This is a genomic window from Saccharopolyspora galaxeae (assembly GCF_016526145.1).
Taxonomy (GTDB): Bacteria; Actinomycetota; Actinomycetes; order Mycobacteriales; family Pseudonocardiaceae; genus Saccharopolyspora_C; species Saccharopolyspora_C galaxeae.
Genome location: NZ_JADDUE010000008.1, coordinates 174766 through 197102 on the forward strand (window position 1 = coordinate 174766; position 22337 = coordinate 197102).

A 22337-nucleotide genomic window follows, 5' to 3' on the forward strand; every position below is an offset into this window, starting at 1 on the left:
GGCCGCGGGGAGTTTATGCACTACTGGGGAAGCACCGATGATCAAGCGAAGTTCGCTGGTCAGCGGCACCACGGCGGGGATCGTTCTCGGCGCGGCGCTCGTCGGCTTTTCGAGTCCGGCGTTCGAGTTCACGATCGAGGACACGGCCGAGCAGGATGACCAGCACGACTACTACTACAAGAAGGAACAGGGCACCGATTTCGCGCAGTTCTCCGATGGCCAACACGACCACTTCAGAGTCTGCGACCGAGAGGATGATGGACACGCCGTTTACGTGCACTTCAGCGGTGCCGCGGAAAACGGCGAGTACTACTACGACCGGACCGGCCCGGGGGACGGGTGCACCGATTACACGACCAACAGCGGCGAGGTCGGCGTCGACATCGGGAGCATGTACGTCTGCGAGCAGCGCTGGGGGCCGGACTTCTGCAGCAACGGGCAGAGTCTGAGCGCGATCGAAGACTGACGTTCCCGCGCGGGGGAGGAAGCGGCGGCGGAGCACATGCGCCGCCGCCGCTTCACATCGCGGTGCCGCAACGTGCGCGACGGGCCACATCCGCAATGCCCGCACCCGAAACGAAAACCGTCACGAAACGGCGCGCAACAATCCCGTCCTGGAGTGGCAACCCAGGTATTCGAACCGCGTCCAGAACGGCTCCGCGACCGTGACCTCGTGGTACAGGCGCAGACGCGCCGCGGGCCCCATCGCCGCCAGGTACTTCAGCGCCGCCCGGAAGATGGCCACGTGCGTCGGGTGGGACTCGGCCCAGGTTTCGAGGTGTTCGAGGCTGCGCCACCAGCTCAGGCCGAAGCTCTTGTCCGTCTCGCTGCCGTCCTCGGCCAGGACTCGCGCGTACCGGTTCGCGTAGCAGCCGATCGCCAGTCCCTCGTCCCGGAGGAAGTCCATGCCCGCTCGGAGCGCGGGTTCGACATCTTCGAGGTACATCCGGCGCTCGTCGCCGTCGGTTTCGGTCCATTCCTCGCCCGAGCGGATCAGGCACACGTTGCTGTTCGGCACCACCGTGACGCGGTCGCCGTCGCGCCGGGCCGCGACTGTTCCGGAAGGGGCGAGCGGATCCGTCTGCGCCAGCGGCATCCGGTCGCGCGCACCGCCCCAGTACCCGTGTTCCCGGATCTCGCCGCTGAGCCCCGCACCGGCGACGGCGATGCCTTCCGGGCGATCATTGGAGAACAGCGTCTCGAACCGCCGCACGCTCGGTTGCACGACTTCCAGGAAGAACCCGGCCTGCTCGCTCGCCGGTCCCGCGGTCCAGAAGTCGTTGTCCGCCAGCCATGCGGAGTACTCCGCCGGGTCGGTCCAATACCGGATCTCCACCGTGGTGCGGTAGCCGGCCGCATCGACGTACCGGGCCCGCTCGCGATGCGCCGAAGCCGCCGTGCCTGCCAGCCGCGCCAGCGCGGACTCGGCCACCGCAGGCGGTTCGCTCCGGAGTGCTGCACCCCGAAGTACGCCATGACGACTTGCTGCACCGACGGGTCGAACCGTGCCGAGAACGAGGGATACGGCGGTCGGAACGCGCCCGACTTGTGCTCCGGCCGCGTCCGTTCGTCCGCCAAGTGCGGGGGGATCGCGGATTCCATGGCGGCACGCTCCGTTCACCGGCGACGAATTCGGCGCGACTGCGGCTGCTCCGCCACTATGAACGATCTCCGGACCGGGGACAAGATCACGTTGCGAGCGGAACCCGTTCGGCCGTGTCGCCGCCGATGCGCCGGGCCCGCCCATGGGTTACCGGCGCACGGCGCGAACCGTCCACACAGGACCGTCACGGAGCTCGGTCACCGCCGCGAGCACCGCCCGGGTGCGCGGAGTGCGATCCGGTGTCGTGCCGTTCTTGGGTGAGGGGGATGCCGGAGCGGTCTTTCAGAACGCAAGCCACGACGAGACCGACCACTGTGACAGCGGCGAGGTAGGCACCGACGGAATGCACCGTACCGGTGCTGGACTGCAGCGCTTGCGCGATCATGGGCGCGAATGCACCGCCGAGCACTGCACCGGTCGCGTAAGTGAGCGCGATACCGCTGTAGCGGACGGAGGCGGGGAACATTTCGGAGTTGAGCGCCGCCTGCGGGCCATAGGTGAGCCCGAGGCCGACGCTGTAGAGCACGAGCGCGAGGAACAGCAGCGCGATGTTCCCGGAATCGAGCAGGGCGAAGAACGGGAACATCCACACCAATTGGATGCCGAACCCGATCCGGTACACCGCCAGCCTGCCGAGTCGATCCGAAAGCCATCCCGCGAGCAAGGTGGTCACCAGCCACACGACAGCGCCGGCCATGACCGCCAGGAGCACGGCCGACTGCGGCAGGCGCAGCGTGTTGACCGCGTAGCTCTGCACGTATCCCCCGGTCGTCATGTACCCGGCGGCGTTGTTCGCGGCGAACAGCAGTGCTCCCGCGACGAGCATCGGGAAGTTGCGCCGGACGACCGCCACCAGCGGACTGCGCGACCGGCCGCCGGAGTCCTGGAGCTGCCGGAACACGGGACTTTCGGCGACTTTCACCCTGATCAACCAGCCGACCGCGATCAGCACGACGCTGAGCAGGAACGGGATCCGCCATCCCCAGGCGAGGAATTGCTGTTGCGAGGTCGCGGCGCTGACCGCGGCGAGCACGCCGTTGGACAGCAGCAGCCCCGCGGGCGCACCGAGCTGCGGGTAAGCGCCGAACAGCCCGCGCCGATTCCGCGGCGCGTGCTCGACGGCCAGCAATGCCGCTCCGCCCCATTCGCCTCCCGCGGAAACGCCCTGCAGAATGCGCAGCAGCACCAGCAGAATCGGAGCGGCGACACCGATGGAACTGCTGGGCGGGATTGCGCCGATCAGCGTGGTGGAGCCGCCCATCAGCAGCAGCGTGAAGATGAGCGTCCCGCGCCTGCCGATCCGGTCACCGAGATGCCCGGCCGCGGCGGCTCCCAACGGCCGGAACACGAAACTGATCCCGATGGTCGCGAAAGACACGAGCAGCGCGTCCCCGCCGAGTTCCGCGAAGTACTGGGTGTTGAAGACGAGACCGGCGCAAAGGGCGTAGATGAAGAAGTCGTACCATTCGATGGTGGTCCCGGCTGCGGCGGCGATGGCGATTCTGCGGTGCTCCGCGCGACTGGTGGCGGTGGTCTCGGGCATGGTGGATCCGATCGTCAGGTCGTCGTTGAACCGGCGAAGCGGCGATGTCAGCAGGCGTAGCCGGGGTCGATCCGGTCGATCTTGCGCCGCAGTGCGTCGAACAGGCTCTGCCCCGATTCGGTGCGGTCGCCCAGCTGGAAGGACTCCCGCGTCGACCTGATCGCGGCCTCCTCGGTGACCGGGGTCAGCGCACGGCCGCCCGATTGCGCGGCGAGCTGGATCTCGCATCCGCGCTGCAGGGTCCACAACGCCGCGAAGGCGGCCGGGACGGTCGGCCCGAGCGCGAGCAGCCCGTGGTTCCGCAAGATCATCAGGCTCCGCTCGCCGAGATCGGCGACCAGCCGCGGCTTCTCCTCCGGGTCGACCGTGATGCCCTCGAAGTCGTGGTGAGCCACCATGTCGCGCAGCTGCGCGGAATAGAAGTTGTCCGGGTCGAGGCCGTCGCGCTGACATGCCACGCCGGTGCCCGCGGTGGTGTGGGTGTGCATGATGCAGTGCGCGTCCGGGCGGTTGGCGTGGATGACGGAGTGGATCAGCAGCCCGGCCTCGTTGATCGGCCACTCCGAATCGGACAGGACGTTGCCGTCCAGGTCGATCTTGACGAGGTTCGAAGCGGTCACCTCGTGGTACATCAGCCCGAACGGGTTGATCAGCAGGTGTCCCGGCTCGCCGGGAACTCGCGCGGTGATGTGGTTGAAGATCATCTCCACCCAGCCCAGGTGGTCGAAGATCCGGTAGCAGGCGGCGAGCTCTACTCGGGCCTGCCACTCCGCCTCGCTCATCGGTTTGGTCGCCATCGTTCCGGGATGCACAGCGGTCATCGCCGCCTCCTTCGAGACCGGGAGTCGTCCGCGGATCCGCCCGCGATTTCCGAGAAACCAACATGCCCGGCGGTGCGCGCAGGAACAACGTAGATCCGGACATCATCGATGTTCGGATAACGTCGGGATCGACATTGCCAGGTCGAACGCCCGAGGACGTGCGCGACGATGAGCCCGGTACTGCCGCTTTCCGACCTGGTCAGCGCACTGCGTCACGACGTGGTCCAAGTTTCGGTCAGCGGCGACGACACCGTGGCGGTGCGCGGGGTCGAACTGCTCGACCGGCACGCGGGAGAAGCGGGCGGACCGGGGCACCTGCTGCTCGGCGTCGGCTTGAACACCGGCGATGCCGCGGAGAGCGATTCCGCCGTTCGCATCGCGAGCGATTCCCGGGGCGTCCTCGTGATCAAGGCCCGGGAGCGAGCACCTGCCGACTTCCTCGGCCGGGCACGGCGCGCTGGCGTCACGGTCGTGTCGATCGACGACCGCGTGCCGTGGAGCAGTGTCCAACGGCTGATGTCCACCCTGCTCGCAACGCACCCGGGCGGCGATGCCGCGCCCGCGGCAGGCGGTGATCTGTTCGTGCTGGCGAATTCGGCGGCCGCCGCGACCGGTGGCGCGATCGCGATCATGGACACCGGTCAGACGATCGTCGCCTACTCCAACCTGCCGGACCGCAGGCAGGTGCCGCAGGAAGCGCTGCCCGACCACCTCTCCGGCGAAGTGTGGCTCTCGGGCACCTTCGCGATTCCGGAGCGGCACCGCGGCACTACACGACCGACGAGCTGCGCGTGGAACTCGTCCACAAGCGACTCGTCGATTCCGTCCGCGCCGAGCCGCTGTTGCGCAGCGGGGACGGCGAGCGCATCACCGGCCACGACCGCGATCATTCCACCGCGTTCGCCGCCACCCTGCGCTGCTACCTGCGGCGCTTCGGCGATGTCGGCGCCGCCAGCGCGGACCTGCACATCCACCAGAACACGCTGCGCCAGCGGCTCCGCCGCGCGCAGGAACTCTTCGCGCTCGACCTGGGCGACCCGGCGCAGCGGCTCGTGCTCGAACTCGAGTTGCACGCGGCAGCGGCCGATCGCTGATCCGCTCAGTCCGGCCAGCAAAGCCGACGGCTCCCGGCGGGAGGCTCAGGCGAGCTGCTGGAGCAAATGGCCCATCCGGTCGCGTTTGGCGGCGAGGTAGCGGGTGTTGTGCTCGTTCGGCGCCACCTCGACCGGGATCCGTTCGCGCACGTCGATGCCGCATTCCAGGAGTGCGCGGCACTTGTCCGGGTTGTTGGTCAGCAGCCGCACCGATCCGACGCCGAGTTCGGCGAGCAGGCGGGCCGCCGGGACGTAGTCGCGGCTGTCGACCGGCAGCCCGAGCGCCCGGTTCGCCTCCAGCGTGTCCATGCCTTGGTACTGCTGGAGTTCGTAGGCGCGCAGCTTGTGCCCGAGGCCGATCCCCCGGCCTTCGTGCCCCCGCAAGTACACGACGATGCCGCGCCCGGCGGCTGCGATCGACTCCATCGCCATGCGCAGCTGCGCGCCGCAGTCGCACCGCAGCGAGCCGAGCAGGTCGCCGGTGAGGCATTCGCTGTGCAGCCGCACGAGCACGTCCTCGCCGCCGACCTCGCCCATCGCCAGCGCGAGGTGCTCCACCCCGCCGGTCTCCCGGAAGGTGATCGCGCGGAATTCCCCGATATCGGTGGGAATCGAAGCCTGACCGGTGCGGCGGACACCTCGCCCGTCGCGCATCCAATCGACCAGCGCGGCGATCGAGATCATCGGGATGTCGTGCTCGGCGGCGAGCCCGTCCAGCTCCGGACGGCGCATCATCCGCTCGCGGTCGGGCGTGACGATCTCGCACAGCAGCGCCGCGCCGCTGAGCCCCGCCGCGCGGCACAGGTCGACTCCGGCCTCGGTGTGCCCGACCCGCTCCAGCACCCCGCCGGGCTTGGCGCGCAATGGCAGGACATGACCGGGCCGAGCCAGCTCGGCAGGCGCGAGCCGGGGGTCGGCGAGCGCGCGGATGGTCGCCGAGCGGTCGCCCGCGCTGATGCCCGTGCTCGTGCCGTGCCGGTAGTCGACGCTGACGAGGAACGCGGTGCCGTGGCTTTCGTCGCCCGCCGGGACCATGAGGTCCAGTTCGAGCTCGGCGGCCCGCCGGTCGTCGAGGGCCACGCACAGGAATCCCGAGGTGTGCTCCAGGAAGAAGGCGACCTCGGCGGTGCTCGCGTGCTCGGCGGCCATGATCAGGTCGCCTTCGTTCTCCCGGTCCTCGTCGTCGACGACCAGGACCTTTCCGCCTGCCGCGAGGGCGGCGAGGGCTTCGGCAATGCTCGAGCTGGGCATCGATCTTCTCCTGCACGCGCTTATCTCTCGGTGCGCGCACGCCGTCGGGCACGAGTGCGCGCTGAACCGTCGGACGACATACCGAGCAAGACGTTCACTTAATGAACGTTACGTTCACGGATAGTGGCACTGGCCCTCGGCGACGTCAAGGATTTCCCCGCCATCCCTATGGAAAGCCACCCGACGAGCCCCTTGACGGCGTCGGCGGCCGTGCCCACAATATCGACGACAGTGTTCGTATATTGAACAATCTGTTCGTTGTCGAGTCATCCTGGTCGTGGGCGGCCATCGCTCGTGCACCCGCTTCGTGCGGATCACCGGACCGCCCGGAAGAACTCGGCGCGAGCAGCAAGTCCCGGCCGGTCCGCAATCAGCCGGTCCCCACACGACTGCGAGGGAGTGCTCTCACGTGACCGAGCAAGCAGACGTCGTAGTGGTCGGTGCCGGGATCGCCGGCCTGATCACCGCCCGCGAACTCGGCCGGAAAGGTCTGCGGGTCACCGTGCTCGAAGCCCGCGACCGCCTCGGCGGCCGCGTCTGGACCGACCACCGGCTCGGCCGCGATCTGGAGATCGGCGGCACTTGGCTGCACTGGGTGCAGCCGCACGCGTGGTCCGAGGTCACCCGCTACGGCCTGGAGGTCACCCGCGGGCCGCGTCCCGAGCAGGCCTACTGGCTGGCGGGCGACGAGGTCCGCACCGGCTCGCTGGACGGCTTCATGGAGCTGATCGACCCGGGGATGCGCGGGCTGCTGGACCAGACGATGCGCTGGATCCCGCGGCCGGATTCCCCGCTGTCCGCGGCTGATCTGGACTCCGTCGACGGTTTCAGCCTCCAGCACAAGCTCGACGAGCTGAACCTGCCGGTGGAGCAGTACCGCGCCAACGAAGCCGCGTGGGTGGGGCACTTCAACGCCCCGCCCGCCGACGGGGCGTTCACCAGCGCACTGCGCTGGACCGCGGCCACGGCCGGTTCCTGGCACCTGATGCACGAGGCGTCAGCGGTGTTCCGGCTCGCGTCCGGAACCCGCCGCCTGGTCGAGTCGATCGCCGCCGACACCACCGCGGACATCCGCACTTCCACCGAAGTGCGCCGGATCGAGCACGACTCGCACGGTGCGGTGGTGACCACCACGGCCGGAGATCGGATCAACGCGGGCCGGGTGGTGCTGACGCTGCCGCAGAACATCCTCGGCGAACTCGACGTCTCCCCCGCGCTGAGCCCCGCCAAGCGCGCCGCGACCGCCGAAGGCACGGCTTCGAAGGGCGTGAAGGTCTGGATCCGCGTCCGCGGGCCGATCAAACCGTTCTTCGCCTATTCCTCGGCCTCGCACCCGCTTTCGGTGGTGCGCACCGAATTCCTCGGCGAGGACGACGCCGTGCTGGTGTCCTTCGGCGCCGACTCGCGCCGGATTTCGCCGCACGACATCGACGCCGTCCGCGCCGCGCTTCGCGTCTGGCGCGACGACCTGGAAGTCCTGGAAGTCACCGGACACGACTGGATGGCCGATCCGCATTCCCGGGAGACCTGGCTGATCCAGCAGCCCGGCCAGCTCACCGGGTACTTCGCCGAGCAGCAGCGCGCCGAAGGCGTCCTGCACTTCGCGAGCAGCGACGTCGCCAACGTGTGGGCCGGATTCATCGACGGCGCCATCGAAAGCGGCACCCGAGTGGCCCGCGAAATCAACGCGGAGTTTTCCGGAGGAGGCGCGTAGCGGCGCCGGTGGCGGTGCCGACCGCGTGCGTACCCGCTGGTCAGCGGCTTCGCCGTGGACCAGGCAACGACCGGGAAATGCCGAAACGACCGCTGGTTCCAGCAGCCTGGATTGGGAGGAAAGCTCATGACCTTGTCGTCTCCAACGATCGAGCCACGTCATTTCCGGGACGTCATGGGACATCTGCCCACCGGCGTCGTCGTAGTGGCCGGACGCGAACACGCCACCGGAAGTCCCGCCGGACTCGTGGTCGGCACTTTCCAATCGCTGTCGCTGGATCCGCCGCTGGTCAGCTTCAGCGTCGCGACCACGTCGAGCAGCTGGCCGAAGATCCGACCGGCCGGTTATTTCAGCGCCAGCGTGCTCGCCGACGGCCAGCACGACGTCTGCGGCGCGATGTCGAGCAAGCAGGGTGACAAGTTCGCCGCGGTGGACTGGCACGGATCCGCCGACGGCAACCCGCTGATCGCCGGGGCGCACGCCTGGATCGACTGCAAGACCGTGCAGGAGCTGGCAGGCGGCGACCACGTGATCGTGCTCGCCGAAGTGCGCCGACTGGACGCCGGTGGCGGCGAGCCGCTGGTGTTCCACCGCGGCCGGCTCGGCGGATACCGCGAGCTCCGAGTCTGATCACTGCGCTCGCCGATGGCTCCGCGAACATCGGCACACCATCCACTGTGGACTTCGGGCCGCGCCCGCTCAGCGCGCGGCTGCCTCGCCGCACTAGACCACCTTTTCCCTTCATGTTCGGAAACAGGAGCAAACGATGCCGTCTCGCCGCATCCGGCTGTTCGCCTTCGACTTCCAGGGCCCGGCACACCTCTCCGCGGGGCTGTGGCGGCACGACGACGACCAGGGCCACCGCTACGGCGACGTCCACTACTGGACGAAATACGCCGAGCTGCTGGAACAGGCCCGGTTCGACGGGGTGTTCTTCGCCGACAACCTCGGCTACCACGACGTCTACCAGGGCAGCCCGGCAGGCGCGCTCGCCGACGGCGCGCAGCTGCCCGCCAACGACCCGTCCCTGGTCGTCTCGGCGATGGCCGCGGCCACCGAGCACCTCGGGTTCGGCCTGACCGGGTCCACCAGCTACGAGCACCCCTACGCGCTGGCCCGGAAGTTCAGCACCCTCGACCACCTCACCGACGGCCGCATCGGCTGGAACCTGGTGACCTCCTACGCCGGTAGCGCCGCGCGCAACCTCGGCAACGGGCAGCTGACCCCGCACGACGAGCGCTACGACGTGGCCGCCGAGCACCTCGAGGTCTGCTACAAGCTGTGGGAGAACTCCTGGGAGGACGGCGCCGTCGTCCGCGACAAGGACCGCTGCACGTGGGCCGATCCGCAGCGCGTGCACGACATCGACCACCACGGCAAGTACTTCGACGTGCCCGGCTTCGCGCTCTGCGAACCCTCGCCGCAGCGCACCCCGGTGATCTTCCAGGCGGGCGGATCGTCGAAGGGCCGCGCGCTGGCCGCCGCGCACGCCGAGGGCGTGTTCGTCAACGCGCTGTCCAAGACCGCGCTCGAGCGGCAGGTCGAAGCGCTGCGCTCGCAGGCCGCCGAGGCCGGGCGGGATCCGGGATCGCTGCGGGTGCTGCAGATGCTCAACGTCGTCGTCGCCCCGTCCGACGAGCAGGCGCACGCCAAGTACGAGCGGTACCGCAAGCTCGTGAGCTACTCCGGCGCGATGGCCCGCTACAGCGGCTGGACCGCGCTGGACATGTCCCGGTTCGATCCGGACGTGCCGCTGCGGCACGTCAAGACCGACGCCGGGCAGACCATGGTCGACCTGTTCTCGCGGATGGACCCGGACAAGGAGTGGACCCCGCGCGACATCGCCGAATTCATCGGCATCGGCGGCAGCGGGCCCACCATCGTCGGCTCCCCGCAGACCGTGGCCGACGAGCTGATCAGCTGGGTCGAGCAGACCGGCATCGACGGCTTCAACCTCGGCCACGCGGTGAAGTACCAGGACATCGCCGATTTCGCCGAGCTCGTCGTGCCCGAGCTGCAGCGCCGCGAGGCGATGTGGACCGAGTACGAGGGCAAGACCCTGCGCGAAAAGCTGCACGGCCCCGGAACCGTGCGGCTGCGCGACGACCACCCAGGCAGCAAGCTCGCGCCCCGCCCCACGGTCGCCGCCGGGCACTGATCGCGAGCGCTCACCGTTCCGAGAGAAGGGTGGCGCCCGGCACCGGGCGCCACCTTCCCGCGGCTACTGCTGTTCCGTGGAGATCTCGCCCAGCGTGCGCCCGGTCGTTTCCGGAGCCAGCACCTGCGAGACCAGCGCACCGGCGACGCAGACCCCGGCGGCGATGAGCATCGTCGCCGCGCCGCCGAGGTCTTGCATGGACCACGGGAACAGGAACGTGCCGATCGCCGCGCCGACACGGCTGACCGCCGTCGCGAAGCCGGTTCCGATCCCGCGGACTTCGGTCGGGAGCACTTCGCCCGGATACACGCCGGTGAGCGCGGTGCACATCGCATTGGCGAACGCGAAGACCAAGAAGCAGCCCAGCACGATCGTCGGCGGCGCCGACGCCCACAGCGCGATGACCACCAGCACGACCGCGCACACCCACTGCTGCGGGATCGTCAGCTTGCGGCGCCCGATGCGCTCGATGAGCAGGCACGAAACGACGACACCGGCCAGCGCGACACCGTTGACCCCGATGGCGCCGACCAGGCCGTCCTCGCCGAGGCCGTACTGCTCCAGCACGCTGGCCGAGAACGTCGCGATGGCGAAGTACGGCGTCACGGTGCAGAACCAGAAGATCGAGATGAACGCCGTCGCGCGCCAGTGCTGCGCCGAGAACAGCATCCCGAACGTGCCGCGGCGCTGCTGCTCGGTGGTGATGTCGGAGCGATCCTCGATCCAGGTGTCGGCGATCTGCTCGGCCTCGGCGACGCGTCCCTTGTTCATCAGCCAGCGCGGTGACTCCGGCAGGCCCAGCCTGCCGAAGAGCAAGATCACCGCGGGCACCGTGCTGGTGCCGAGCACGATCCGCCAGTCGGCGCCGAACGAGGTCGTGAGCACCCAGCCCACGACGAAGGCCACGACGAACCCGACGTACCAGGCGACTTCGGCGAACGACAGGCACCGGCCGCGCAGCCGCGCGGGCGCGAACTCGGCCATCAGCGGCCAGCCGATGGAGTACTCCGCGCCGATCGCGACGCCCATCAGCAGCCGGACCACGAACAGCTGCCAGCTCGAGTCGACGAAGAACTGCAGCACCGAGCAGGCCACGAACATGGCCAGGTCGAGGGTGAACATCGGTTTGCGGCCGAACTTGTCCGCGAGCCAGCCGCCCAGCGGACCGCCCGCGAAGATGCCGATCAGCGCGGCCGCACCGATCAGCCCCTCGCCGTACACCGACATGTTCAGGTCGGTGGTGATCGCGCTGATCACGGTGCCGACGATGCCGAGGATGTAGCCGTCGATGAACATGCCGCCCGCTACGACGACGGTCAGCCGGATCAGGAACCGTCTCCTGTCCGGCTGGCTGCGCGCGGTGTCCGCGACTGCGTTGGTTGTGGTCACCAGCTGGTTCCTTCCCTGGTGAAACGCCCGCGGGATGGCCGCGCCCCCTGTACCGGTCCCGGGCGGGAGATGCTTGTGCTGTGCCGTCACACGGTGCCGACCGCCCCGTTCCGGGAACTCAACCGGGTACGAGAGTTCATAATGTGAACAAAGTGGCCGAGAAAGCGACAGGGGCCATGTATTCACGTCAAGCGTTCAAACCTGCCCCGATGCATTGACCAGAGCCGATCGCCACGGCACGCTTGGCCCGTTTCCAAACAGAACGTTCACTAACTAAACCGCCATGTGGAGGTTCCGGAACAACCAGCGCCGCTGGACAGGACCGCGCGAGCGGAGCTGTGCCCGCTCGTGCACGACCTGTGCACGCGGCCGAACCGACGTCGCCCCTACCTCGGCCGAACACCGCTTCGCGGCCGCCTCGGACCGGCGACGCGGGACATCGCGTCCACTTTGTGAACGCCCCTGTTAAACTGTTCTGCGCACCGGAGGTCCAGGGCTGCGGCCCGAACCAGCAGGAGGCGGGAACGCGATGGGCGACGCGCCCGAGCCGACCGAGATGGCCAACAAGTCGGTGACCAAGGCCGTCAGCTTGCTCCGCGAACTGGCCGCCCAACCGCGCACCGGCGCCACCGCCACCACGCTCGCGAAAGCCGCGGGGCTGAGCAGGCCGACCGCGTTCCGGCTGCTCCACAGCCTGGAAAAGGGCGGGCTCGTCGACCGCGTGGACACCAACTACGTCCTCGGCTGGGAACTCGCCCGTCTCGGCCGCCGCGCCGACCCGTACGCCGGTCTCGTCGCGCACGCGCAGCCGCTGCTGCAGGAACTGGCGGACAACTTCAACGAGTCCGTGACGCTGTCGGTCCCCAACTCGCAGGACGGGCTCGACCTGGTCGCCGAAGCCGCCGGCTCGCACGTCGTCGGCGTGCTGGCCCGCAACCTGGTCGGCCAGCACTACCCCATGCACGCCAGCTCCACCGGCAAGGTGCTGCTGGCCGAGAAGCCGATCGAGACGCTGCGCCGGACCGTCCCCGACGAGCTCGAAGCGTTCACCGAGCACACCATCACCGACCGCGAGGCGCTGCTCAAGGAGCTCGAGCAGGTCTACGAGCAGGGCTTCGCCATCATCGACAACGAGCTCGAGCCCGAGCTCTTGTCGGTGTCCAGCCCGATCCGGGACAGCGCGGGCACCCTGCTGGCGATCCTGACCCTCAACGGCCCGCGGAACCGCTTCGGCCGCGCGCGCATCCCCGATGCGCTGCAGCAGATGCAGAGCACCGTCACCGGCCTCACCCAGCTGTTCTGGCGCGATTCGACGAGCGCCTGAGCACCGGCGCGGAATTCGCTTGCGGGCATGATCCGGCGCGGTTGTACGGTCCGCGCATGAGCGCCAGCACACCCGACCAGGTCGAGACCAACCGGCAGCACTGGGACGAGCGGGTCCCGATCAACGCCGCCAGTTCCTTCTACGACCTCGACGGGTTCCGCGCCGGAGACGAGGACATCGACCGGTTCCAGCTCGACGAACTCGGCGACGTCACCGGTCTCGACCTGGTTCACCTGCAGTGCCACATCGGTCTGGACACGCTGTCCTGGGCACGCCGCGGCGCTCGCGTGGCCGGCGTGGACTTCTCCGCACCGGCCACCGAGACCGCGACCGGTCTCGCGGTCGAACTCGGCCTCGGCCAACGCGCCCGATTCGTGGCCGCCGACGTCTACGACGCGGCCGACGCGCTGGGGATGAACGCGTTCGACGTCGTCTACACCGGCAACGGTGCATTGATGTGGCTGCCCGACATCGAGCGCTGGGCCCGCACCGCGGCCGACCTGCTGCGCCCGGGCGGGCGGCTCTACCTCGCCGAGTTCCACCCGCTGACCGACGTGCTCGACGACGAGCGCGGTACGACCGCCGCGCGCGACTACTTCGCCCGCGGCGCGCGCACCTACGACTCCCCCGGCTCGTACGCCGACTGGGATGCCGCCACGACGCACAACACCGCGACCGAGTGGCACCACACCCTCGGCGACGTCATCAGCGCCGTCGCCGGTGCCGGATTGCGGATCGAGTTCGTCCACGAACACGACACGATCCCGTTCCAGCGCTACGCCGCGCTCGTCGCCGACGACGCCCGCTTCCGCTATCCCTGAGGTCACCACCGCGGCCAGCGAGTACTACGCCGAGCAGCTCGACGCACACCCCGAGGCGCTCGACTACCTCCGCGGCCGCTTCGGCGACGAGATCGACACGCTGCGCGAGAGGTTCACCATCGGCTATGCGCCCGACGGCTGGCGCCACCTCACCAACCACCTGCGCGCCCAGGGCTTCAGCGAGCAAGACCTGCTCGACGCCGGAGTGGCCAAGCAGTCCCGCACCGGCAGCCTCATCGACCGGATGCGCGACCGGATCGTCGTCGGCTTCCGCGACGCCGACGGGCGCGTGGCCGGGTTCGCCGGCCGACCGCCGCACGAAAATTTCGACAAGAGCCGGACCCCGAAATACCTGAACCCCCCCCGAAACGGCGCTGTTCAAGAAATCCGAGAGCGTGTTCGGGCTGCACGAGCAGCGCGCCGCGGTCGCGGCCGGTGGAGTGCCGGTGCTGGTGGAGGGAACGATGGACGTTCTGGCCCTGGCCGGGGCGGACCCACAGCAGCACATCGTGCCGCTGGCGGCCAGCGGCACCGCGGTCACCGAAACCCATCTGGACGCGGTGCGTGCCGCCGGGGCTGACCGCGCGGTGATCGCCCTGGACGGGGACGCGGCCGGGCAAGCGGCCGCCGAGCGCACCGTGCACCGCGCCGCCGGTCGGTTCGAGCAGATCCGGGTGGTGAGCCTGCCGCACGGGGCGGACCCGAACGAATGGGCAAAGCAGCACGCTGGCGACCCCGACGCGGCTGTCCGTCCGTTCCTGGACATCGAACAGCAGCGCAGCGCGGCGGACTTCCTGGGCGAGCGTGCCATCGAGACGTACTTCGAGAAGCACGTGCCCCAGCACCGCGAGGAGGTTGAGAGGTCGGATCGCCGCGGCCGATGCGGCAGCAGCGGCGCTGCGGGAGGTCCCGGCGGCCGACGCGGTCACCACCGGTGCCCGGCTCGCTCACGAGCTCGGCGTGGACCCCGGCCGCATGGCCGAGCGCCTCGCCCACCACCGCCTCACCACCGCGCCCGTTGACCTCGGCGGCCCGGTGCAGCTCGCCCAACACGAGCCCGATGCGCCGGAGCACCTCGCCGCCGAGCCGGTCGACGCGGTCGACGATCACGCAGAGCCGAGCCCGGCCGAGTTGGACGCCGCCGTCCCGACTGACGGGGTTGCGGCGCTCGACCCCGCCGTGGCCGCCGAGCAGCTGCCCGAACCCGCCGCACCGGCCGCGGTCTGGCACCAGCGCGAACACGGCAGGCTCGGCGAGGACGAGCTCGCCGAGCGAGTCCGCACGGCCGAGACCCGCCTGCGCGAGCTGCGCGAGCAGGTCCAGACTGCCGATGCCCAGGCGGTACAGCTCGGCGAAGACATCGCCGCCGGCACCGGCCCGCACACGCGCGAGCTGGACGAGCACCTGGCCGACCTCCGGTCGCGCGCCGAACTCGCCCGCGACGCCGACGAGCTCGACGAAACCCGGCGCGCCACGATCGAGCGGGCCGCGGCCGCCGCCGAGGCCCGCGCACTGGCCGAGGCCGAACGCGACGGGCTCGGCCGCTTCGCCCTGCGGCGCCGCGCCGAGCTCGCCGAGCAGATAACCAGTCTGCGCGAGCAGGAAACTACCGCCCAGGCCGAACGGCTCGGCGAGATGCAGGCCCAGACCGGTAATGCCGCCGAGCGCCGGGTGCTGCTAACCCGCGCTGCTGCGGCCGAGCGCGGCGACGAGCACGCTCGGCCCCTGGCAACCGAGCGCGACGCCGAGGCCCTGGAGCGCGCGGTGCGTGAGGCCGATCGGCTCCGCGAGCACGCGGCGGGCGCCGACCGCGAGCACGAGGCCCTGCGCGAAGAGCAGCGCGTCCGCGCTCAGCTGCCCGACGCCAACCGGCAACAAGAGGCCACCGAAAGGCAGGCCGCCATGCAGCCGGCCGCCCAGCACGCCCAGGCGGACCTGTCCCCACAGCACGGGCTCCAACAAGAACACCAGGTTGCCCCGCCCGAACTCGAACCGCCGCAGTCCGAGCCGCACGAGCCGGAGCTGTAAAGCCGAGGCCACTGAGCTAGAACAGCCGGTGGCGGCAGTTCTCCGGTTGCTACGGCCAGCAGGTGGAGGTTTCGGGTCCGACTTCAGTCCGCAGGGGACTCTGCAGCAACACCGCTATTGGGCGCCTGGGATCGTAAGCGGTCAGCTGGATCGCCCATTGCTGGTCGGGCTCTCCGTATCGATGGAGCGTCCGGCTTCCTCCGTGCGTCCGGGGGCCCGAGTCCGGGGGGCCGCGATGACCACGAATAGTGCGGCGAGCGCGGCAAGGGCGGCGCCGAGGAGGTAGCCGAACCGAAACCCAGAGGTGAGGGCGAGCGGACCGGGAATTGCTCCTTCTGCGAGCCGGTCCGTGTGGGAAGCGGCTAGCGTGGCTACGACCGCCAGGCCGAGCGCGGATCCGATCTGCTGGTTAACGTTGATCAACCCGCTGGCCAGACCGCTGTCCTCAGCCGGTACTTCCGACACAGCGGCACTGGCGATCGCGACGAAGGCTAGCCCTGCGCCGACGGAGTACAGCACTGACGGCCCGAGAACGTCGACGGCGAAATTGCCGTCTGTCGAGATGCCAGCGAACCAGGCTAGCGACACGGATGCCACGCCCAGCCCGGTGGTGAGTGTGCTGCGCGTGCCCAGGCGACCCAGTAGTGTTCCGGCGATCTGGGAGAAGACGATAATTCCGATTCCCTGCGGGAGGAATGCCAGCCCGGTTTGCAGCGGCGTGTACCCGAGAACCTGCTGCATGTACAAGGAGAGGAAGTACATCATCGTGAACATACTGGCGCTGAAGATCAGCATGGCCAGGTTCGCAACGCTCACCGAGCGGTGGCGGAACAATCGCAGCTCTACCAGAGGGTGTGCGGAGCGGCGTTCAATCACAAGGAAGGCCGCAAGTAGCAGGACCGCGGCCGCTAGCAGCGCAAGTGTGTGTAGCGACGTCCGGCCGACTGACTTCGAGCTGACGAGGGCGTAGACGAAAAGCAGCAGGCCACCGGTCACCGTTACGGCGCCTGTGATGTCCAGCTTCGGTGAGGGCTGCTCGTCACGGCTTTCCGGAATCACCAGCGGTGTCAGTGCTGCTGCGGCGAGAGCGACGGGCACGTTGACCCAGAAGACCCATTCCCAGCTGAGCTGGTCGGTGAGGATGCCGCCGAGCAGCACCCCGACTGCGCCGCCGCTACCGGCTACTGCCGCCCAGACCCCCATCGCGCGGTTGCGCTCGTCCGGATTCGTGAAGATCGTCGCGACCAGTGACAACGCCGTCGGTGCGAGCAGGGCGGCGCCGAGCCCTTGTGCGGCTCGCGCGGCGACGACCATCCCGGCCATCTCCGTGAGTCCGACGGCCAGCGAGGCGAGCCCGAACACCAGCTGCCCGAGAACGAACACTCGGCGACGCCCCACCAGATCGGCGATGCGGCCACCCAGCAGCAGGAAGCCCCCGAAGGTCAGAAGGTACGCGTTGACGACCCACTGCAGCCCGTGGTCGGAAAATCCGACCGCGTCCTTGATCGAGGGCAGCGCCACGTTCACGATCGTCATGTCCAGCACGACGATGAACTGCGTCGTGGCCAGCAGGGCCAGGGCCCACCAGCGGCGACTGCTGGTCGGCGAAATCTGTGTCATCGGTGTCCTCGTTGTCATGTGGTGGCAGTGCTACTCCAGCAACACGGCCGTCTTTGACCTCGGTTGTGGATTCAGGTTTCGGTTTCCCAGATCGGTTCGGAGGATTCGCGGACTCGGCCGTCGTCGTGGAAGATCAGAAACCTGTCGAACGAGCGCGCGAACCACCGGTCGTGCGTCACGGCGACGACTGTGCCCACGAATCCCTCCAAGCCGTCCTGCAGCGCTTCGGCCGAGAGCAGATCCAGGTTGTCAGTGGGCTCGTCGAGCAGCAGGAGGTTGGCCCCCTCCAGTTCCACCAGGAGGATCTGAAAGCGGGCCTGCTGCCCTCCGGAAAGCGTGTCGAACGGCCGCTGCGCAGCGTGCACGATGTCGTAGCGCGCGAGTGCACGGCTGGCTTCTTCCCGCGGCATCCCGGACCGACGTTGTCCGCCTGCGGTGAGCAGTTCTAATAGTGTGCGTCCGTTGAATTCAGGGTGCTCGTGGGTTTGCGCGAACATCCCTGCTGTCACCCTGGCACCCAGACGAACGACTCCGGTGTGGGAGACCGGAGCCAGTGCGTGCTGGTCGAATGGTTCCTGCTGGCCGTCGCTGCCGCCGCGCGCCAGCAGCCGTAGGAAATGCGACTTGCCGGTGCCGTTAGCGCCAAGTACGGCGATTCGTTCACCGTAGCGGAACTCTGCGTCGAACGGTTTGGTGAGACCGTCGAGAGCGAGATTTTCGCATATCACGGCGCGCTTTCCGCTGCGGTTTCCGCGCAATCGCATTCGCATGCGTTGCTTGCGGGGGACTTCCTCGGGCGGGCCGGCCTCCTCGAAGCGACGTAGGCGCGTGCGTGCGGCCTGGTAGCGAGCGGCCATGCCGTCGTTGTAGGTCGCCTTCTGCTTGAGATCGTTCACTAGACGCACGAGCTTGGCGCGGTCTTCCTCCCAACGGCGCCGCAGCTCGTCGAGTCGGGACATACGTTCGTCACGAGCTTCGTCGTAGGTGGCGAATCCGCCACCGTGCACCCACACATGGTTGCCCACCGCGCCCAGTTCAAGGGTCACGATGCGTTCCGCGGTGCGATGCAACAACTCGCGGTCGTGGGTGACGAACAGGACCGTCTTCGGGGTTTGGAGCAGTCGCTGTTCCAACCACTCCTTGCCCGGCACGTCCAGGTAATTGTCCGGTTCGTCAAGCAACAAGACCTGATCGGGACCGCGTAGCAGCTGTTCTAGCGCGAGCCGCTTCTGCTGCCCGCCCGAGAGATGTCTCAATTCGCGGAATTTGATCGAGTCGTATGGGTGTCCGAGCGCCGCTGTGCAGCAGAGATCCCACACCACCTCGGCGTCGTAGCCGCCCGCATCGGTGTATTCCGTAAGCGCGTTCGCATACGACATCTGAGAGGCGTCATCGTCGCGCTCGATTAGCTCGTTCTCCGCCTGTTCCAGCCTTTCGGCCGCTGCATGCACGCGAGGCGGTGACAGCGACACCAGCAAGCTGTGCACCGTCGAGTCTTCACGGGCATGGCCGATAAACTGGGGCATCACGCCGAGCCCGCCGGTGCTGGTCACGGTGCCATCGGTAGGAGCGAGGCCGCCTGACAGTAAGCGGAGCAACGTCGTCTTGCCGGCACCGTTGGCGCCGATCAGCGCGGCTTTGACGCCGTCGCCCACGCGGAACGAGACGTCGTCGAGAAGCACCAGCCCATCGGGCAAGACGTAGTGCACTTTCTGCAGCTCAACGTGCCCCAAAGCGATCGACTCCCTGGAACGTGAAAAGGATCGAGGTACTCGGCCGTGCGCGTGTTGCCTCGTCGGCTATGCCGGAACGATCCCGGCGATGTGTCGACGCAGCACGACGAACAGAGTGTCGGGGTCGTGCGAGCCATGCGGGTAAACCAGCTCGAATGTGAGACCGCCGACCAGCGCGTTCAATCGCTCTGCCTCCATCGTCGCATCGGGGACCCGCACAGCTTCCAATACCCTGCGAAGGACCGCGCGCAGGTCGTCCCCCATCCGCGTCGAGAGGGTCCGAAACTCCGGACGCAGGCGCGCCGCGTGGATCAACTCGACCAGAACGATCAGCTCCGGCCGGTCGGACTCCGATACCGGCAGCACGGCACGGCAGACATCTTCGACCAGCCCTCGGGGGCCGGTCGCGTACCGGTCGACGACGGGCTCAGGCAAGGCGGAGTCAAGCCGCCGTGACATCCGTGCGCCGATTTCCTCGGCGGTGGCTACCAGCAGCCCCTCGGCGGTGCCGAAGTGGTACCGCACGGACCCGATGTTGATGCCGGATTCATCGGCCACCTTGCGCAGCGATGCCTCGGCGATTCCCCCACGCGCGACGAGTCGAACGGCCGCCTCAACGATGCGGCTTTTCGCGGACGTGGACGTGGCAGCGACCATGACAATGAAGCTATCACAGCTGTGACAGTGGTGGCGACGGGGGCAGGGTGGTCGATAGGTGCGCGGCGGCGATGCCAGATATCGGGACAGCCTGCGGGCGCATCGGTCCGGACGAGTCACCTTCCGTTGACTCAGCGTGGGGGGAGGTCCACGCCCTGCTGCCGCTGCGGCCCCTTTCGAAGTTCCCACCACTGGCGGTGCTTGCGGTACCAGTGAACCGTCCCGGCGAGTCCTGTCTCGAAATCCACTCTCGGCTGATAGCCTAGTTCCCGAGCGGTCTTAGTGTAGTCTAGCGAATAACGTCGGTCGTGGCCCGGGCGGTCAGGAACCCGTTGCACCCACGACCAGTCGCGTCCGGTGGCCGACAACAGTCGTTCCACTACCTGTCGATTGGTCAGCTCGGCGCCTCCGCCGATGTGGTACACCTCGCCATCCCGACCGGATTCGGCCACCAACTGAATGCCGCGGCAGTGGTCGTCCACGTGTAGCCAGTCCCGCACATTTTCCCCATCTCCGTACAACGGTATCGGGAGCCCGTCCAGCAAGTTCGTCACGAAAAGGGGTATCATTTTTTCCGGGAACTGGTTCGGTCCGTAGTTATTGGAGCACCGCGTGATGCACACGGGCAATCCATACGTGCGATAGTAGGCCAATGCCAGCAGATCGGCACTCGCTTTTGACGCTGAATACGGCGAGCTTGGGGCCAATGGCTCCCTCTCGTCCCACGATCCTTGCTTGATTGACCCGTACACCTCGTCAGTGGAGATCTGGACTAACCGTTGCACGTCATGTCGACGGGCCGCCTCGAGCACAATCTGGGTGCCCAGCACGTTTGTGTGCACAAATTCCTCACCCCCAGTGATCGATCTGTCCACATGTGACTCAGCGGCGAAGTGGATGACGACGTCTACTCCGGACATTGCTCGCTCTACAGCAGAGGGGTCGGCGACGTCGCCGTGCACCACCTCGACATCGCCCGTGTCGGTGGCGTCGGAGAGATTGTCCCAACTCCCGGCGTAAGATAGTCGATCCAGCACCACCAATCTCGCCTGAGCGAACGCTGGATACACCTTGGCCGCGACCTGCCGCACGTAGTGCGAGCCGATGAAGCCGGCGCCGCCTGTTACCAGGATGCGCATGACGATCATGCCTCCACGATCGTAGCGAGCGGTCGCTCCGCGAACCGGCGTGCGGCTTCGACGACGTAGCGGCCATAGTCCGAATCCTCTTGCACGATGCCGAGCGCGTAGCATGTGTCGGCGTCGATGTGGCCCATGCGCAGTGCAATTTCCTCCAGACACGCCATGCGAACACCCTGCCGCTGTTCGAGGACTTGGACGAACTGGTTCGCTTCGACCAACGAATCATGGGTGCCAGCGTCCAGCCAGGCGAACCCGCGGCCGAGGGGGCTCAGTCGCGCGCGTCCCTGCCCGAGGTAGCGGCGATTGAGGTCGGTGATCTCCAGTTCGCCGCGCGCGGACGGTTCCAGTTCGTACGCCAACTCCACAACATCGTTGGAGTACATGTACAAGCCGGTAATGGCCTGGTTCGAACGCGGGTGCTCCGGTTTTTCCTGCAACGACAGCAGTTCGCCATCGGCTCCGAGCTCACCCACGCCGTAGCGGCGCGGATCAGCGACCCCGTACCCAAACAGCGTGACGCCGTCCACCCGCTTGCGTTCGCATTGCAGTACGTCAGGAAACCCCTGACCATAGAAGATGTTGTCTCCCAGAACGAGGGCGACCGGATCCGCGCCGATGAAGTCGGCGCCGATGCGGAACGCGTCAGCAAGCCCTTTCGGTTCAGGTTGTTCGGCGTAGTCGAAGCTCACTCCCAGATGACTACCGTCGCCGAGCAACCGGCGGAACAGTGGAAGGTCTGCGGGCTTGGATATGATCAGGATCTCTCGAATTCCTGCCAGCATGAGTGCCGAGAGCGGGTAGTAGATCAGAGGTTTGTCGTAGACTGGCAGTAGTTGCTTGGAAACGACTCGAGTAATCGGGCGCAGCCGCGAACCATTTCCGCCGGCCAGCACGATTCCCTTCATATGCCCCCCAGGCATTCGCGTCGAAAATTCTTTATCCTGTGAGCGAAATGCTCGCTGGCTTGCTGATCGCGTTCGATTGGCACCGGCGAGCGCGATCAGAAAAATAGCAGGTCAGCTCGACGCTAAGCGTAGCGGGTGGTGTCCGTACCGCCAAGGGATGGGGAGTCGCGTGAATCTTATCACACCTGTGACATCGGCTTGCTTCTACCCGAAAACTATTGGTACCGCGCGCGTCTGGGTTTAGTAATGCTCCATTTGGGTGTAGAGGCTGGGATTTATAGTTAAACACTGTGATGGGTTGCCCGTTTCGTGGTTCTTGACTAGTGTCCGCACCACGCCGTACGGATAGCTAGTCTGGCAACTGGGGAAAGCTTCACGGGCTTGGGGGTGCGAATCACAACGCGTTAGCGAGCGAGGTATTTGCAGCTCGTCGCGCGGTCATTTTTGGGCACGGTCGTATTCGCTTGTTCTGGGACTTTGGGGCTTGGAGGTATCGTTCGTGGCTGCGGATATATCCGGTAGTGGTGGTCGAAC

Annotated in this window: 20 protein-coding genes and 1 pseudogene; 10 read left to right on the top strand and 11 right to left on the bottom strand. The window is 67.7% G+C overall.

From position 1 onward, the window contains the following. Positions 1-37: 37 nt before the first annotated feature. A complete protein-coding gene (locus INP57_RS19345; protein ID WP_200071682.1) occupies positions 38-466 on the top strand; it encodes a hypothetical protein in 429 nt (142 codons plus the stop codon). Positions 467-586: 120 nt separating this feature from the next. On the opposite strand, the gene INP57_RS19350 is transcribed toward INP57_RS19345, so the two are convergent. The 4 genes from INP57_RS19350 to INP57_RS29690 all read right to left on the bottom strand — a co-directional run bounded on the left by INP57_RS19350 (position 587) and on the right by INP57_RS29690 (position 4678). After that, a complete protein-coding gene (locus INP57_RS19350; RefSeq protein WP_200071683.1) occupies positions 587-1432 on the bottom strand; it encodes a phenylacetaldoxime dehydratase family protein in 846 nt (281 codons plus the stop codon). Positions 1433-1787: 355 nt separating this feature from the next. Further along, a complete protein-coding gene (locus INP57_RS19355; RefSeq protein ID WP_200071684.1) occupies positions 1788-3146 on the bottom strand; it encodes an MFS transporter in 1359 nt (452 codons plus the stop codon). 47 nt (positions 3147-3193) lie between these two features. After that, entirely contained in the window at positions 3194-3967 is a 774-nt protein-coding gene (locus INP57_RS19360) for a class II aldolase/adducin family protein (RefSeq protein ID WP_200071685.1), read from the bottom strand. 102 nt (positions 3968-4069) lie between these two features. Beyond that, the gene (locus INP57_RS29690; RefSeq protein WP_233627890.1) at positions 4070-4678 is read right to left on the bottom strand and encodes a hypothetical protein; all 609 of its coding nucleotides are present in this window, start codon (positions 4676-4678) and stop codon (positions 4070-4072) included. 14 nt (positions 4679-4692) lie between these two features. On the opposite strand from INP57_RS29690, the gene INP57_RS29695 reads away from it, so the two are divergent. Continuing rightward, a complete protein-coding gene (locus INP57_RS29695) occupies positions 4693-5061 on the top strand; it encodes a helix-turn-helix domain-containing protein (RefSeq protein ID WP_295141695.1) in 369 nt (122 codons plus the stop codon). A 45-nt stretch (positions 5062-5106) separates the two neighbouring features. Here the strand turns inward: INP57_RS29695 and ribA are convergent, their stop codons facing one another. Continuing rightward, positions 5107-6312 (bottom strand): GTP cyclohydrolase II, encoded by a 1206-nt coding sequence (gene ribA, locus INP57_RS19370; protein WP_200071686.1) that lies wholly within the window; start codon positions 6310-6312, stop codon positions 5107-5109. 409 nt (positions 6313-6721) lie between these two features. Here ribA and INP57_RS19375 point away from each other — a divergent pair, with 409 nt between their 5' ends. The 3 genes from INP57_RS19375 (at position 6722) to INP57_RS19385 (ending at position 10184) form a co-directional block, all read left to right on the top strand. Next, positions 6722-8026: a flavin monoamine oxidase family protein gene (locus INP57_RS19375; RefSeq protein WP_200071687.1), complete on the top strand. Its 1305-nt coding sequence runs from the start codon at positions 6722-6724 to the stop codon at positions 8024-8026. Between the two features lie 126 nt (positions 8027-8152). Further along, a complete protein-coding gene (locus INP57_RS19380; RefSeq protein WP_200071688.1) occupies positions 8153-8656 on the top strand; it encodes a flavin reductase family protein in 504 nt (167 codons plus the stop codon). A 136-nt stretch (positions 8657-8792) separates the two neighbouring features. Next, positions 8793-10184, top strand: coding sequence for an LLM class flavin-dependent oxidoreductase (locus INP57_RS19385; RefSeq protein WP_200071689.1), 1392 nt, complete (start codon positions 8793-8795; stop codon positions 10182-10184). A 63-nt stretch (positions 10185-10247) separates the two neighbouring features. On the opposite strand, the gene INP57_RS19390 is transcribed toward INP57_RS19385, so the two are convergent. Then, the gene (locus tag INP57_RS19390) at positions 10248-11573 is read right to left on the bottom strand and encodes an MFS transporter (RefSeq protein ID WP_295141707.1); all 1326 of its coding nucleotides are present in this window, start codon (positions 11571-11573) and stop codon (positions 10248-10250) included. Between the two features lie 529 nt (positions 11574-12102). Here INP57_RS19390 and INP57_RS19395 point away from each other — a divergent pair. The 5 genes and pseudogenes from INP57_RS19395 to INP57_RS19415 all read left to right on the top strand — a co-directional run bounded on the left by INP57_RS19395 (position 12103) and on the right by INP57_RS19415 (position 15746). Beyond that, on the top strand, positions 12103-12897 hold the full coding sequence (locus INP57_RS19395) for an IclR family transcriptional regulator (protein ID WP_200071690.1): 795 nt from the start codon (positions 12103-12105) through the stop codon (positions 12895-12897). 56 nt (positions 12898-12953) lie between these two features. Continuing rightward, the gene (locus INP57_RS19400; protein ID WP_200071691.1) at positions 12954-13718 is read left to right on the top strand and encodes a class I SAM-dependent methyltransferase; all 765 of its coding nucleotides are present in this window, start codon (positions 12954-12956) and stop codon (positions 13716-13718) included. Continuing rightward, complete coding sequence (locus INP57_RS30535; protein WP_200071692.1) at positions 13618-14298, top strand: hypothetical protein; 681 nt, start codon at positions 13618-13620, stop codon at positions 14296-14298. Before INP57_RS19400 ends, INP57_RS30535 begins: the two co-directional genes overlap by 101 nt. Then, a pseudogene (locus tag INP57_RS30540) lies at positions 14225-14383 on the top strand (toprim domain-containing protein); the annotation flags it as partial. The gene INP57_RS30535 and the pseudogene INP57_RS30540, both read left to right, overlap by 74 nt. 190 nt (positions 14384-14573) lie before the next feature. Next, complete coding sequence (locus INP57_RS19415) at positions 14574-15746, top strand: coiled-coil domain-containing protein (protein ID WP_233627892.1); 1173 nt, start codon at positions 14574-14576, stop codon at positions 15744-15746. 141 nt (positions 15747-15887) lie between these two features. Here the strand turns inward: INP57_RS19415 and INP57_RS19420 are convergent, their stop codons facing one another. From INP57_RS19420 to rfbA, 5 genes are all read right to left on the bottom strand, one after another. Further along, a complete protein-coding gene (locus tag INP57_RS19420) occupies positions 15888-17366 on the bottom strand; it encodes an MFS transporter (protein WP_200071695.1) in 1479 nt (492 codons plus the stop codon). Positions 17367-17437: 71 nt separating this feature from the next. Beyond that, positions 17438-19099: an ABC-F family ATP-binding cassette domain-containing protein gene (locus INP57_RS19425; RefSeq protein WP_200071696.1), complete on the bottom strand. Its 1662-nt coding sequence runs from the start codon at positions 19097-19099 to the stop codon at positions 17438-17440. Between the two features lie 66 nt (positions 19100-19165). Further along, complete coding sequence (locus INP57_RS19430; protein WP_200071697.1) at positions 19166-19756, bottom strand: TetR/AcrR family transcriptional regulator; 591 nt, start codon at positions 19754-19756, stop codon at positions 19166-19168. Between the two features lie 131 nt (positions 19757-19887). Continuing rightward, positions 19888-20895 (bottom strand): dTDP-glucose 4,6-dehydratase, encoded by a 1008-nt coding sequence (rfbB, locus tag INP57_RS19435; RefSeq protein WP_200071850.1) that lies wholly within the window; start codon positions 20893-20895, stop codon positions 19888-19890. Between the two features lie 5 nt (positions 20896-20900). Further along, the gene (gene rfbA / locus INP57_RS19440) at positions 20901-21803 is read right to left on the bottom strand and encodes a glucose-1-phosphate thymidylyltransferase RfbA (RefSeq protein WP_200071698.1); all 903 of its coding nucleotides are present in this window, start codon (positions 21801-21803) and stop codon (positions 20901-20903) included. Positions 21804-22337 lie beyond the last annotated feature (534 nt).

Excerpts from the sequence above, each read along its gene's own strand:
- INP57_RS19345 (WP_200071682.1), top strand. The coding sequence starts at position 38 with ATGATCAAGCGAAGTTCGCTGGTCAGCGGCACCACGGCGGGGATCGTT.
- INP57_RS19355 (WP_200071684.1), bottom strand. The coding sequence starts at position 3,146 with ATGCCCGAGACCACCGCCACCAGTCGCGCGGAGCACCGCAGAATCGCC.
- INP57_RS19360 (WP_200071685.1), bottom strand. The coding sequence starts at position 3,967 with ATGACCGCTGTGCATCCCGGAACGATGGCGACCAAACCGATGAGCGAG.
- ribA (WP_200071686.1), bottom strand. The coding sequence starts at position 6,312 with ATGCCCAGCTCGAGCATTGCCGAAGCCCTCGCCGCCCTCGCGGCAGGC.
- INP57_RS19380 (WP_200071688.1), top strand. The coding sequence starts at position 8,153 with ATGACCTTGTCGTCTCCAACGATCGAGCCACGTCATTTCCGGGACGTC.
- INP57_RS19385 (WP_200071689.1), top strand. The coding sequence starts at position 8,793 with ATGCCGTCTCGCCGCATCCGGCTGTTCGCCTTCGACTTCCAGGGCCCG.
- INP57_RS19395 (WP_200071690.1), top strand. The coding sequence starts at position 12,103 with ATGGGCGACGCGCCCGAGCCGACCGAGATGGCCAACAAGTCGGTGACC.
- INP57_RS19400 (WP_200071691.1), top strand. The coding sequence starts at position 12,954 with ATGAGCGCCAGCACACCCGACCAGGTCGAGACCAACCGGCAGCACTGG.
- INP57_RS19420 (WP_200071695.1), bottom strand. The coding sequence starts at position 17,366 with ATGACACAGATTTCGCCGACCAGCAGTCGCCGCTGGTGGGCCCTGGCC.
- INP57_RS19430 (WP_200071697.1), bottom strand. The coding sequence starts at position 19,756 with ATGGTCGCTGCCACGTCCACGTCCGCGAAAAGCCGCATCGTTGAGGCG.
- rfbB (WP_200071850.1), bottom strand. The coding sequence starts at position 20,895 with ATGCGCATCCTGGTAACAGGCGGCGCCGGCTTCATCGGCTCGCACTAC.
- rfbA (WP_200071698.1), bottom strand. The coding sequence starts at position 21,803 with ATGAAGGGAATCGTGCTGGCCGGCGGAAATGGTTCGCGGCTGCGCCCG.